11 protein-coding genes are annotated in these 13,808 nt (G+C 33.8%); 6 read left to right on the top strand and 5 right to left on the bottom strand.

The genetic code is table 11. The features are described 5' to 3' along the window. Positions 1 to 638: 638 nt before the first annotated feature. Positions 639 to 1,025 (bottom strand): VOC family protein, encoded by a 387-nt coding sequence (locus ACNFIH_RS01830; RefSeq protein ID WP_426485223.1) that lies wholly within the window; start codon positions 1,023 to 1,025, stop codon positions 639 to 641. Between the two features lie 326 nt (positions 1,026 to 1,351). Here ACNFIH_RS01830 and ACNFIH_RS01825 point away from each other — a divergent pair, with 326 nt between their 5' ends. The 3 genes from ACNFIH_RS01825 to ACNFIH_RS01815 all read left to right on the top strand — a co-directional run bounded on the left by ACNFIH_RS01825 (position 1,352) and on the right by ACNFIH_RS01815 (position 3,588). Then, positions 1,352 to 1,777 (top strand): response regulator, encoded by a 426-nt coding sequence (locus tag ACNFIH_RS01825; protein ID WP_426485222.1) that lies wholly within the window; start codon positions 1,352 to 1,354, stop codon positions 1,775 to 1,777. A gap of 661 nt (positions 1,778 to 2,438) precedes the next feature. After that, positions 2,439 to 2,825 (top strand): response regulator, encoded by a 387-nt coding sequence (locus ACNFIH_RS01820; RefSeq protein WP_426485221.1) that lies wholly within the window; start codon positions 2,439 to 2,441, stop codon positions 2,823 to 2,825. A 313-nt stretch (positions 2,826 to 3,138) separates the two neighbouring features. After that, complete coding sequence (locus tag ACNFIH_RS01815; protein WP_426485220.1) at positions 3,139 to 3,588, top strand: response regulator; 450 nt, start codon at positions 3,139 to 3,141, stop codon at positions 3,586 to 3,588. A 74-nt stretch (positions 3,589 to 3,662) separates the two neighbouring features. On the opposite strand, the gene ACNFIH_RS01810 is transcribed toward ACNFIH_RS01815, so the two are convergent. The 3 genes from ACNFIH_RS01810 to ACNFIH_RS01800 all read right to left on the bottom strand — a co-directional run bounded on the left by ACNFIH_RS01810 (position 3,663) and on the right by ACNFIH_RS01800 (position 6,032). Beyond that, the gene (locus tag ACNFIH_RS01810) at positions 3,663 to 4,277 is read right to left on the bottom strand and encodes an NAD(P)-binding domain-containing protein (RefSeq protein ID WP_426485219.1); all 615 of its coding nucleotides are present in this window, start codon (positions 4,275 to 4,277) and stop codon (positions 3,663 to 3,665) included. Positions 4,278 to 4,977: 700 nt separating this feature from the next. Next, a complete protein-coding gene (locus tag ACNFIH_RS01805) occupies positions 4,978 to 5,157 on the bottom strand; it encodes a hypothetical protein (protein WP_426485218.1) in 180 nt (59 codons plus the stop codon). Between the two features lie 443 nt (positions 5,158 to 5,600). Further along, positions 5,601 to 6,032 (bottom strand): helix-turn-helix domain-containing protein, encoded by a 432-nt coding sequence (locus ACNFIH_RS01800; protein ID WP_426485217.1) that lies wholly within the window; start codon positions 6,030 to 6,032, stop codon positions 5,601 to 5,603. A 95-nt stretch (positions 6,033 to 6,127) separates the two neighbouring features. On the opposite strand from ACNFIH_RS01800, the gene ACNFIH_RS01795 reads away from it, so the two are divergent. The 3 genes from ACNFIH_RS01795 (at position 6,128) to ACNFIH_RS01785 (ending at position 8,322) form a co-directional block, all read left to right on the top strand. After that, positions 6,128 to 6,874, top strand: a complete 747-nt coding sequence (locus tag ACNFIH_RS01795) for a CPBP family intramembrane glutamic endopeptidase (RefSeq protein ID WP_426485216.1) — start codon at positions 6,128 to 6,130, stop codon at positions 6,872 to 6,874. A 107-nt stretch (positions 6,875 to 6,981) separates the two neighbouring features. Further along, positions 6,982 to 7,374, top strand: a complete 393-nt coding sequence (locus tag ACNFIH_RS01790) for an NUDIX hydrolase (protein WP_426485215.1) — start codon at positions 6,982 to 6,984, stop codon at positions 7,372 to 7,374. Positions 7,375 to 7,503: 129 nt separating this feature from the next. After that, positions 7,504 to 8,322, top strand: a complete 819-nt coding sequence (locus ACNFIH_RS01785; protein ID WP_426485214.1) for a carcinine hydrolase/isopenicillin-N N-acyltransferase family protein — start codon at positions 7,504 to 7,506, stop codon at positions 8,320 to 8,322. 760 nt (positions 8,323 to 9,082) lie between these two features. Here ACNFIH_RS01785 and ACNFIH_RS01780 read toward each other — a convergent pair. Further along, the gene (locus ACNFIH_RS01780) at positions 9,083 to 13,150 is read right to left on the bottom strand and encodes a hybrid sensor histidine kinase/response regulator transcription factor (protein WP_426485213.1); all 4,068 of its coding nucleotides are present in this window, start codon (positions 13,148 to 13,150) and stop codon (positions 9,083 to 9,085) included. Positions 13,151 to 13,808: the final 658 nt, after the last annotated feature.

Here is a 13,808-nt window from a genome sequence, read left to right as displayed (position 1 = left end):
CCGTAAAGGCAAAATGACTGCGGCAAAGAAGTGCTGAATATAGTAACTGCGAAAATTAATTGGACCTTGGTGTCCAGTTTTTAAAATTAATCATACAGCTAAATATGCTAATAATAACGCTGGCGGCTGAAATTGGCAAAATATCTTTGTACCAAATAATAGGACATCCAACAGACGAAAAAACGATTACACAATGCAACAGTCATAACCATGTCTTAATAAATTTGTATCAAAGTTATCGATAATCAGTTTTTTTGAATTATACGATTTAAAACTTCAAATTATATAATTATCAGCATGATGAGATGGAGATAAATCAATTTTTTACTTAAATGAAGCAATCAAAGCAGGTATGTAATGTATTTTCACAAAAGGAAAATCAATCAAAAAGAAAAAAAATAGAAGTAAAAGTTCCAGAGAAATCTGAAAATATTGCTTTTATTATGAGTGGTACGCGGATCGAAATAGTTATAGAATTAGAATTAGATAAATGTTAGTAGATATAAAATTGCTCTTGGCTCTACTTTACTATTTTTGTATCTCTTGTGTTGCAAAAAAATCTAATCTCGGATATCCCAAAATATTTAGGCTGTGGGAGTGCTTATGGCAAAATATATCAAACCTTATTTTATTAATTTTTAAAATGGAAAGCCAATTTCCCAGATATGCCCAAAAGGATCTTTTAACTTTCCAATTCTCCAGTCTTCTTCGGTGGTTATGGGACAAATTTCTAATGCGCCATACTTTAATGCATTTTCAAATATTTTATCTGCATTTTTAGTTTCTAAAATTATTCTTATCGGCGTATTATTTGCTTGAATAGCAGTTTGATTACCATCACATGGTTCTTCGTCACTTAAATAAAATTCAGCACCTTCAATTGTGATTGCTGATGATATTTTATTGTTTTCAAGTAAATATCTTTTTGATTCAACAGCTCCAAATGCATTGATGTAAAAATCAACTGCATCTATTGCATTGTTTACAGTAAGAAAAGGTTTGATATTAGTTTTGATTATTGTCATCTTCAATGAAAATTAAAACGATTCCACATTATCAATAAATTATAAAAATAACTCTTTATATTGTGATTTGCAATAGATGGTGGTATGCCCTTAATTTTTTCCATCGTATCGATTTTGCCAAAAAATTCAAAGGATTTAATAATTGCGATATTTTTTAGGTATAATAAATTCGATCTAAAACTTGTATGCATTAATTTTGCTGAGCTTCTTGTTTGTAAAAACACCATGTGCTACGATTTTGAAAAGCAACTTGACTCCCATATTTTAAGTGATACATTATTGCAGATATATTTCATTATCTTTAAAAACATTTTAAGACAGGAATTATGAATAAAAGTGGCCCAATTATAATTATAGAGGACGATGCAGATGATCAAGAATTTTTGTCAGAAGCATTTAAAGATTTGCAGTATCCAAATGAACTCATTTTTTTTAGCGATGGAGAACAGGCATTGGAATATCTTACCGCAACGACCATTGAGCCATTTATAATATTTTCAGATATAAACATGCCACGCTTGAATGGTATTGAGTTACGGGCGAAAGTTCATGAAAATGAAGATTTAAGAATGAAATCAATTCCATATTTGTTTTTTTCAACAGTTGCTGAGCAGCAGCATGTAATTGACGCATATTCAAAATCAGTCCAAGGTTTTTTTGTAAAGCCATCTGATTTTAAACTGATGAAAAAAATGATACAAAATATAGTGGAGTACTGGTACAGCTGTGTGTCACCAAATTACGTCAAGTAATGTTAAATAATGGAATCTAAGCATCGTTTATTATTTTTCAAGTTTGATTGTAGCAGTCAAATTTTTGACTTTGTTTCAATTTCTTAAATAATAAACTCTTGCTGAGTCACATAAAAAGGCAATAAAATTCATTAATGACCTTATTGCTGAGACAAACCTCTTCGATTCAATCAGTGCTGAATCTGGTGTCAAAAGTAACAGACATCGTTACTCTTGCATATCCGGCGAAGTAAAAGGAAGTGAGCCATCCTTGCGCGCAATTTTGCAGTAGCAGTAAGTCCATGGAATTTTCAAAATAGGCCCGCTGGTAAAAAACCACCCTGCAATACATTTTAACTGCTGTTATAAGATGCTGGTTTTTAATTGAGTAAAGTTTAAATACTGTAAGAAAGTATATCTTATTGTATAAGCCAGAGCAAAAAACGCTTTGTACATTTGGGAAAGATCTTAAAACTAAAAATTATGGAAACTGCTGCAAAGAAAAAGCACTGACCAAGGCACTTAAAATAATTCATATTTCCATTCGAAGAAGATACCGAGTATACTTTTAAAGTATAGGTCTTTTTAATAATCAAGACTGTGAAAATTTGAAGTAAAACTAAAACTAAAACTAAAACTAAAAGCCGTGAATAAATATATAAACCGTTAATAAATATGCGCCATGTTGTACCAAAATATACTGATAATCGACGACGACATTGATGATTCCGATATTTTTATCGAAGCGATCAATTCACTTAACATAAATGTAAACTGTCTTGCTCAGAACAATTCAGTTGCGGCCTTGGAATTTCTAATAAGCACAGAAATCCTGCCTGACTTGATCTTTCTCGACTATAATATGCCAGTTCTCAATGGCAATGAGTTCATCGAGAAAATAAAAACGGTGGAGCGCCTGAGGTCAATTCCCGTGGTCATATATTCCACTTATTCTGAGGCTGCAGCCGAGCAGTTGCTGATCGTACAGGATGGGCAAAAGTATATTACGAAACCCAACAGTTTTTCCGAACTGAAATCACTTTTAAAAAACATCCTCGAAGGTAACTGACAGCAGGCATCAAGGAAGCTCTGTGAAAATAAACTCTGGGTGTGGTGCTGGGTGCTATCGATTCGGAATTTGTCCTGAGGTCTTTTTTGTTCAGATCATCTGTTCTTAAAACGCTCATATGTGATATTGCTCAATGCAATAAATCGCTTATTTATATGTTTTTTCATATAAAAAACAGTACCTTTAGGTATTATTAACCGTTTCACGGATATAATTCGATCGTTTATCGATTTACAGAAGCTTATATTTATATAAACATTTGCAGATTTCTAAATTCTTGTCTTATGTTTTTGCGATATAAAAAATTAAGCTTATGAGCCTGGAGAGACAAAATTCCCAACGATATATTTACTTGGCCGATGATGATGCCGATGACCGCGAGCTTTTTGTTGATGCCCTTGGCGAGGTTGACCCTTCAGTTGTGCTGACCCAGGCCGAGGATGGACTCCAACTCATGGAGATTCTTTCGACAATTTCCGATCCTGTGCCTGAAATCCTCTTTCTGGATATAAACATGCCTGGAAAAAACGGCTTTGAATGTCTGGAAGAAATCAGAAAGTGCGAGGGAAGCCTGAGAGAAATCAATATCATTATCCTTTCCACCAGCAATGATCCGGCAGATATTGAGAGAGCATTGGAACTGGGCGCAACCTTTTATGCAGTCAAACCAAACCGCTTTGATGTCTTGAAATCCTTTGTAAAGGAAGTGCTGCAGATTGACTGGAAGATGACCGCTAATATCAAAAAATTCAGATTAATCTAGACTCCTGCTGATTTCCGTGCATGCAGCTGCATTTGCTTCATCTATGATGGGGCACGGATTTTACCTGATAAGGCTCAATACTTATTTCTTCTGTTTTTGAACGGATCCGTCCAAAGCGGGCCGATGGACATCTTTTGGCTAGCTGCTGCGCCATGCAGGTGAAGCCTTCCGGCGAGATCTATCGGTGCAAAATTGAGTTTCCTTAAAAATACAGCAGCGCAATTTCCCGCCTCTTTGTTCTCTGCAATAAAGAATATTTCTTCTCTCCCTCTTTCTCTGAACGGCGATGCGTTTGGATTCAGCTGTACCGGATTGAATAATTTTACAACATGGGCTTTTGGCAGCATTGATGCTGTAGTCTTATAGGTCATGGCATTTATAATACCAGATAGCAGCGATTGGGGATCAAAGATAAGGCCGCTGGTATGGACTATTGTTTTTCCAGACATATCGGGCATATTTTGGATCAGTTCCTGCAGATCCTGTTTCGGGGCAAATAGTAAAACCAATTCGGCAGAGCAGACCTCTGCAAGTGAGCCGCACTGAGCTTTTGATCCCATTTTTTCAATGATATCACCCATAAGTCTGCTACCTCTTGGATGGTATATTACAACTTCAAATCCTGACACTACTGACCTGAAGGCCAGTTCAAGGGTAAGGCAGCCTATTCCTATGATTCCAATTCTCATAATTCATCTGTCTTAGTTATTGCTGGTGATAAAATTTATAAAGACTTCCTTCTTTTGAAATTCTTCAAGTAAATTTATTAGAAATAAACAATCTATAAGCAGGTATTTTTACTGTTTTTTTTTTAATTTACGTTGCGTTTCGGCAGAAACCAGACTAAAAAATTTAAAATTACTGTTGGGAGGTCTTGTCCTTTAGGCTTTGCGCTGTGGGTGCTGTTCAAATGGGACAACTCTATACGAACTAAAAGGATTGTTTACAATCCTCAAAACCGCTAAGACTGTACTTAATCCAAGGAATATTAATTTTATGCAGGGTAATGCTAGTAACATTACTGGAAAATATATAGTGTTATGTAATGCACGTGGATTGAAATCGGGCACATTAAATCCTGAGGTGTTGAATGTATGGAAAGATGTAGATGGTAAAATTTGGATATTAGATTACAGGCGATTAGCAGCGTTCAGACTCTCAGGCTTAGAAGAAGCTCCTATTCATTGGGCAGACGCAACTAAGCACATATGGAAAATGAAACGAAGGTATATAAGGATCTTTTTTAGTAATGATTCAAACTAAAGCTTGTAAAATGCTTTTATTCAGTGTTTTGAACTAACTGCACCCAATTCAAATTAATACTCTGCTTATATTGTATCTTTCGTTAGCTTTTTTATAGCAAAAAAAATATTTAGTCCAATTTTAGGATTAGGTATCTTCATCTTTTTCGTTTAGAAATTTTCTTACTTGAACATATGCGATTTTTTGTAGAAATTGTAAAATCTCTTTTGCTTCTTCCAGAGTAACATTCTTTCCTTCATCGCTAAGCATTTTTTGAGCTTTTTTAGGTGTAATTTTTCCTCTATATTTTTCTTCTTCAATTTCCATAAACTTAAATTAATGTTAAGATGAAGGTAATGATTTTTTAAAATATCAATGTTTACAGAGTTTTAAAGATGGTTTGTATACTGTAGAGTTAACTTAACTGGATTTACAAACCGCTAATATTTATAGGTTAAAGCGGGTTAAATCAAATCGAAAAGGCCAAAAAAAAAGTTAAAACGAAAGTTTTAACTTTTTTTTAAGAGTGACAGGGACAGGACAAATTACAACATCATTTTTGGATGATTTGAAGAAATTAGCTTACTACATGTAGATTCTGTCTTCCATTGGTTTTGTAAATTTGGTTTAGATGTTCTGTTGGGGATTTATTTAAAAAAATATTTGATGACAAGAAAATTGATGGATTAATTTATTTCAATTAGAACAAATTTACTTAGCCTTTTGTTACAAAACTAAAGTCAGGTGTTATCTTATATTAACAGCAAAATTTAACTATTTTTCCATACTAAAAGCAGTACAAGACTGTATGCTGCAATTGTAGCGATCATGAAAGTGTAAAGCTCAAAGTTGGTTTCAGGAAAGGAAGCAGACATTGTCAGAAAGAAGCCTGAAACAATGAAAATTACCCCAGCTCCGATATATGAATATATTATTTTCTTTGATCGGTTGTTCTTGATGTCGTTTTTCTTATCGTATTGCGATTGACTTTCAATTTTCAAATGCGTGGCATTGAGTTCAAAATTTAATTTCTCCTGCAATACACCTAAAGTGTAACTGCGTGCTTCGACCTCTCCGTTTTCAATTCTTTGAATAGATCTCAGACTTATACCACTGGCTTCTGCCAATTGGATTTGTGTGAGTCCTTTAGCAGTTCTTGCCGATTTTATACATTGCCCGACTTTGATACTGTCATACCTCATAATTAATGTGCCATTTAAACGCCATATGCATATGACGTAAATTTTAATGAAAGTAAAGATATAAATTTGGATTCGTTTAATCTTAAAATTTTTATATGCTGGGAATCATTTTGTTGCTTGTTTTATTTTCGTGTTTAGTATTGCTGTTTGAGAAAAAATTATCGGATGTTCCTGGTCTGATACCAACAAAAAAAAGAATACTTTATTTTTTTTCTGGAGTTGCCCTGTCAGGTATTTTGGTTGTATTGAATATAACTGCAGAAACAATTTTGTTCTCCTTAAATTGGAAAATGAGAGACTTTCATTATCTCGAACCAGCACTGGTTGTCTGGCAGTTCTTTCTTTCCGTGTTTACAGAAGAATTAATTTTTCGTGGGATTATAATTTATATTTTAATGAGGAAATTAAGAAAGCATACAGCCATGCTTATCTCTTCAGCCTTATTTGGTTTTTATCATTGGTTTTCTTATGAAATGTTTGGCGCAGGGTTAGTACCAATGTTGTATGTATTTTTGATGACCTCGCTGGCAGGATATTGCTGGGCATTCGCTTATTTAAAATCCAGGACATTACTACTTCCTTTAGGAATGCACTTAGGATGGAATTGCATAAATTGGGTGTTTGCAAAAAAGGGCACTTATGGACAAGGGCTTTTTGTACGGATCAATGAGCTTGCTCTGACCGAGGTTCAAAATTTAATATTATCTTTATTAAAAGGTTTAGTTCCAGTGGCATTTATGTATCTGGTATTGAAGCTGTATTTTGATTCTAAGAATAAATCACAAATTGGAAAATTTGAAAAAACATCCGTAGAATCTACGGATGCTGGTCTGCCGAGGTAATTATCGATTGTTTTTTTTTTACGAACTTTAATGGTATGATTCAAAAAACTTTTGTCTATTTTATGTTTCTGTCCTATGCTTTTTCTCATGCACAGAACACTTCAGTAATGTCTGTAAAAACAGACAATTACACCGTACAGTTGCTGATTATTTTCAACGATAAGAAAGAAATACTGATGATGAGAAATCAGTTCGGCTGGCATACCCCGGCAATGCGTTCTGACAAGCCTCAAGCTATTCGAGAATCAATAGATAGCTTAGCGGCCACTATCGGACTGAAAATTAAACACATTAAATTGTCCGGTTTATATACTCATAAATTTCAAGGAGTAAAAGATCACACTGAAGTATCTTACAGGAGCTATTTTACAGCGGACTATGATGAGGGAAGTATTTTACAGCCGGAGGACAAAAATATCCAATATCGCTGGATTTCCATAAAAGAGGTATCAGCTATGTTTCATTTTGATTTTATGAAAAACAGACAACTCCTATTTTAAAAAACAGGAAAAAGGTATGGGGAGGTACTTTTTTGATTGTTTGGGAAGATGAAAAATTGAAAGGGTCAGAAATTATTGAAGATATATACGAACTGGGAGGGTAGCTTATAAAATATTTAAGTAAATAAAATGAGGAGATTTAGAAATTTACTGCTATTAATCTTAATTGCATTGACCACAGATACATCGGCTTGTTCTATAGTTTATTTTATAGATAGTAAGACCGGTAAAATATATTTTGTAAACAATGAGGATTACTGGTATGATGTGAAGCCATACATACAAATTATACCAGGTTTAAAAGGTGAATTAGGCAGAATATGGTACGGCTGGAACAATTTCGGGCAAGGAGGTGTTAATGAAAAAGGATTGGTCATCGATGGCGCAACAACACCACAACAGAACGTTCCGGCAGGATATTCTGCAATCAAAGGAAATATGACCGATTATATTTTAGCTAAATGTAGTACAGTAGATGAGGCATTGCATTATTTAGAAGATAAAAGGATTGCTCTTAAAAATGCGCATATTATACTAGGTGACCAAAAAGGCAAAGCGGTAATTGTAGAGTGGGTAGATGAAGTGAAACATATAATACCAATCCAAAACAACCGCTTGGCAGCGACTAACTTTAATATTTCGGACAATACTGGAGCTAAAACCTGCTGGAGATATCCAATAATTGAAAAAGTTCTGGATGAACTTGATGCTCGAAATGCAAAAGACACTATAACAATTAAAGATGTGGGAAATGTAATTGGAAAAACTGTACAACCGCCACAAAAAGACTCTTACGGCAGGCTTGGGGGCACGATTTATTCAACTTTCATTGATTTAACAGACATGAAATTTATTTTAGTTTACAAATTCGATAATTCTAAAATGCAAAGAATCGATATAGTAAAAGAATTACACACTGGAACCAGCAGAAAAATCAAATTGGAATGAAAAGAACTTCTTAATATTTGGGTGATTTGATAAACCCGAAGAATATGGCTAATTTTTCCAAACCTTCATTAATAACTGCAACGCACAATATCTAAATAATCATTAAAAAGTATGAAAATAGCCTTGATTATGTTTTCTTATTCTGGACAATAGTTTCAAATGCACAGGCAAAAACCTATTTGGCAGACTTAACTGCACTAAAAGCTATACTTCAAAAAGCACCATCTTTCAAGGCTCAAATTACAGGAAACATGGTAGCTTATTAAAATACTTTGTACAATCATTTAGCGTCGGACACTTTAAGAAAGCCAAACAGTTATATATATATTCAACTTATCTCAGTTGCTTTTTCCTTTGCGAGATCCCCGATATTTGATGACTTATCAATATGAAAAACCGAATCACTTCATTCAACTTTCCTATTGATTCCTTGAGATGTTTTGATAACTTATTAAGATATACTTAAAGCGCTTTACTCAGTTTTTTTTTAAAGCAGTTATCTGTCTTTACTATAATGCCTAGACAAAGGCTTCTGGTAAATCTTCACTGTCTTCAATCCTGATCGATATTCAGATTAAAGAATCTGCAACCCTTATATCTTTTCTGCCTTCATAGCTCAGAAAGGAGCTAGTTATGATGCGATTTATATAAGAGAATATCATATTGAATATGAATTTGAGTTTAATAAAATATATAATGTTACCCGATTTTATTTTTTTTCGATGGAAAAGAACTAGTAATTTTAAAAGATTTTAAGATCTTATGACATGTCTTTTTTCTGAATTATATTAAGTTCTTTATTGAAGGAATTTCTGTATTTTTTAATATACTCTGAAGGTTTCATGCCAAATAACTTTACAAACTGCTGGCGAAAATGTTTTTGGTCTTCAATTCCAACCATTGGCCCAACCTGTGAAATATTGATATTTTCAGTAAGCATTATTAAGGCAGCTTTGCGAAGTCGTATAGATCGTATAAATCCATTTGCGGTTTCACCTGAAATCGCCCTGATTTTTTTATAAAGGCTTGAATGGCTCATGCCCATTGCTGTACAAAAAGTTTTTAGGGTGAACTCATTATTCTCAATATTGGCTTCGACTATTTTGATGCATTTATCCATAAATTCTTTATATTCCGATGGAACTTTATTTACGTTCTCGTGCAGTGTTATACTGTCAAGAAAATATTTTCGAAGCTGTCCTCTGCTGCGAATAACAGAATCTAGACGAGCTTGCAGGATGTTACTGTCAAAGGGTTTAGTAATATAATCATCTGCCCCTTCAGTAATACTTTGAAGATGAACATCGCTGTTAGTTGTCGCAGTTAATAATATTACAGGAATATGACTGAAATTATCATTACCCTTGATTTGCCTGCATAAATCCAAACCACTCATCCCTTCCATGGAGATATCGCTCAGTACAGCATCAGGCATATGCTTCTCTATTAGCTTCAGTCCGTCATTTCCATTCTTTGCACTGTATACTATATAGTTTTTAGAGAAAAGCTGTACTAAATACTGATTCATTTCCAGATTATCTTCAACGATTAAAAGTGCTTTTTTAGTACTTATCAATTCTTCCTGCATGTGGTCAATTTCAGATAGGATGTCTTTGACTGCAGGAATTTGATTAGTTGAATTTAGGCCATCCACAAGTTCATCCATTAGTAACGATCTTTGCGGAATATTTTCATAAATCGGCAATTCTGCAAAATGTTCATTTCCTTTTGGGAGACTAACAGTAAATTCAGTGCGTTTGCCTAATTCACTTTTACAGTAAATCTCACCATGATGTTTGTTCACAAAATAGTTGGCTACATAGAGTCCAATTCCAAAACCATTGCTGGACTTAGATCGAACTTGCTTAAATTTTTCAAAAATATTTTCAATTTCATTTTGGTCTATACCAATTCCTGTATCTGAAATTATAATGTATGCATTTGAAGAATCCTCTTTAATTTCCAAAGATATGTTTCCCCGTTTTGGAGTGAATTTAAAAGCATTAGATAACAAATTAAAAAGAGTAATCTCTATTTTTTCATAGTCGCCAAATATTTCAATGGTTGTCTCAGACACTATAAAATTATAATTTATCTCCTTTGTGAGAGCCATCTCGGTAAAACAGCTGAAGACTTCACTGCAGAGATTATTTAAATCAATCTTAAAAATTTTCAGTTGATCAAGGTCAGTTTCTGCTTTACGGAACAATAGCAGCTGATCAGTCATGCTGATTAATCTTTTTGCATTCTTGTAGGCAAGGTTCAGATCCACATCTTCAATGTTGGTGTTCTTTTTCTCAACAGCAGCTTTAAGCGGATTAATAATCAATGATAATGGCGTTCGGAGTTCATGTGCAATGTAGGTAAACATTGAAAACTGTTTTTCGGCAATTTCTCTTTCATTTTTGCTTTCCATGCGTGTTAGCTTAATCTCGTAGCGCAGTCTTTCTCTGTTATTATTATACCTTACATATAAAAAGATTAATCCGGCCGTAGCTGTGAAATATAACATATAGGCCCACCAGGTTCTGTACCACGGAGGTAAAATTTTTATAGTTATAAGGACAACTTCACCGCTCCATTTGCCGGTTATGTCAATTGTTTTTACTTTAAAAAAATAGGTTCCTTCACTCAGTCTTGAATAATTGGCTTTATTATCTTTTGAAGTGTAATTCCATTGTTTGTCCCAGCCTTCAAGAAAATAGGCGGTAGTAATTTTTTCCGAATTAACAAAATCCAGATATACGTAGTCAAAACCTATTGAAGCTTTATCATAAGGTATTTCGACGCTTATAATTGTTTCAAGCTTCTTTTTAGTTATGTATGAGCTGTTTAGTTTTAGAGGCTGATTGTTTACCAATAACTCATTTAATAAAAATTTGCCCTTATTCTTTTTGTCTTTAATATCATTAGGGTTAAAAACATTAAATCCGTTAATTCCTCCAAAAATGAATTCACCGGTAGAGAGTTCTGTACCAGCATTCCAATTAAACTGATTGCTTTGAAGTCCGTCAGAGGTGCTGAAATTTCTAAAAACCTTTTTTTGGGGATCAAATCTCGAAATTCCATGGTATGTACTCATCCAAAGATTGCCATTTTGATCTTCGAAGATCCGAAGTACAGTATTGCTGGATAGCCCATTTTTAGTAGTGTACTTTTTTAGCGTATTATTCTTTCGGTTGTATGACCACAGCCCCCCTCCAGCAGTGCCAAACCACAGATTGTTATTTCGATCCTCGATCACGCATCTCACGGTATAATCAACATGGAAGGTCTTAGTTTTTCTTGTGAGAGGATCAATTTCTATAATTAAATTTTGGTTTCCTCCCCAAATTTTTCCGTCGTTCGTTTCATAAAGACAAGTCACATCCCTCAGTGCCGGATTATAACATATGAATTTCTGAAGTTTTTTATCATATTGGTAGAGCGCCCCTCCATTGGTAACCGTAAGCCACAGTCTTTGTTTGGAGTCTATGTACAGCAGCCATGATTCTGGTTCAGCTCTTTTTGTATAGGGATTGTAAATTGAAAAGTTTTTAATCGATTTAGTTTTTGTATCAATTCGCGAAACACCACCTTTCCACATTGCAACCCAAATAGCATTAGTGCTGTCCCTGACAATACTGGTTACAAAATTACTTGGTATTCTATTTGTTGCAACCGAATTTGTAGCGTAAGTACTGAATGTATTTTTTTTTCTATCCCAATAGCGCATACCCGCACCATCTGTTCCAATCCAAATGTTTTTCTTTTCATCTTCGCAAAAGGAAAGCATAAAGTTATTAGCAGGATCCTCATCATTTTTATCAGATTGGAAGTCACTGCTTTTAAAATGATTAAAATAGAATGGATCTTTTCCTATCATGCTTACACCGCCCCTAAGAGTTCCGAACCATTTTTCTCCATTCCTGCTTTCAAATACGGCCCATACGGACTTACTTTTAAGAAGCGAAACAGGACCATCAGGGATATAGGGAACTGGAGTTTTCTGATTATTTTCGAGGATAAAGAGTCCTGATCCATCTGTTGCAATCCACATTTTGCTTTTTTCGCTTAAAAAATCCCTGACAACTTTTTTACTTGAAAAATAATTTTTTGAGTATCGATTAATACTTTGGTTGTATAAAAAAGCACCATCATCTGTACCTATCCACAGACCTTGCTCTGTGAATTTTAAACAATTAGCAATTGTTATTTCTGTATTGAGTATTTTTAATTTTTTTGATGAAAGACTGTATTTGCATAATCCTACTCCGCTAATAAAAACATATGCAATATTTTTATTTCTGTCATAAGCCAACGAACGACTGAAATAATTAAATTTTCCATTCAATGTAACAGGAGTGCCAGTAATTTCATCCTTATTATAAACTATCAGCATCTTTTTAGTTGCTACAAGTTTGATCTTTTTTTCAGGTATATTTAAAATTTGATAGGTAATCGTGTTTATTGGTGAAATTTCTCCACTACTTTTAAAATATTTCAACGGCACAAATGACGAACGTTCCGCATTAAAAATTGCAACTCCATTTGTTGTGCCTATCCATAAATTGCTTTTTTCATCTCCTTCAATACAGAGGATTTCATCCCCCGATATTGAATTAGGTTCAGAACGGTTATTTCGGTAGATCTTAAAATCATTGCCATCAAATCTGTTAAGTCCGTCAAATGTACCAAACCACATATATCCAGTTTGATCCTGATATATACTTGTTACTGAATTATTAGAAAGTCCTGCGGAGATGTCCAGATGTCTAATTGGAAAATTCTGTGCATTTATAAAGGTATAGGACAGGATAATCAGATATAAAAATTTTGAATTGTTCATGTTTTTTTATTGGAAAACTTTTTGATGCATGTGAATGTACATTTTTAAAAATACATTTTATGGAAAAGCAAGGTAGATTTCAGCATCGATGAGCAGTTTAAGGGAAAATTAAAATTATACTGTTGTTATGGAACTCTTAAAAAGAAAAATCAATTATTTCTGCCTCGATTCATACTATCACATTTTCCACTAATCTTTTATCATTAATGGATATTAAAGATCGTATACGACAATTTATACACAGTATTGCAGTCATTAAGAATCTAAATGAATTTCTTCGCGTCCACCGGCTTGCAACCTACTTGATGGCAAACTAAACGGCAATATTACATAAAATCCCTTGTTTTGTCAAATCCATGATAATAGTTGTAAATAATTATTTTTTATTTCTTTTTTTAAGTCTAAAATTACGTAATGTGTTTTTATTTCCTGAAAAAATGCATGCAAATACGAAATTGCCCCAGTTTAAAAATGATTATTCCCCTGTTTTTAAACCTCGATCTGCCCTTAAATTTGCAGAATTACCCCATCAAAAAGAGCTATTGAAAAAAAAGTTTTCAGCTCATTCCACACAAGTCCAAAAACTGTAATTAATAATCCAACCACAGACACATGACAAACATTCGCAAAAAGACAAATTTCGAAAACTGCTTTCAAA

It is taken from the genome of Flavobacterium sp. 2 (assembly GCF_049949195.1).
In the GTDB taxonomy this organism is placed as follows: domain Bacteria; phylum Bacteroidota; class Bacteroidia; order Flavobacteriales; family Flavobacteriaceae; genus Flavobacterium.
Note: the sequence above shows the minus strand (reverse complement) of the source record. Positions and strands in the feature narration are given on the sequence as shown.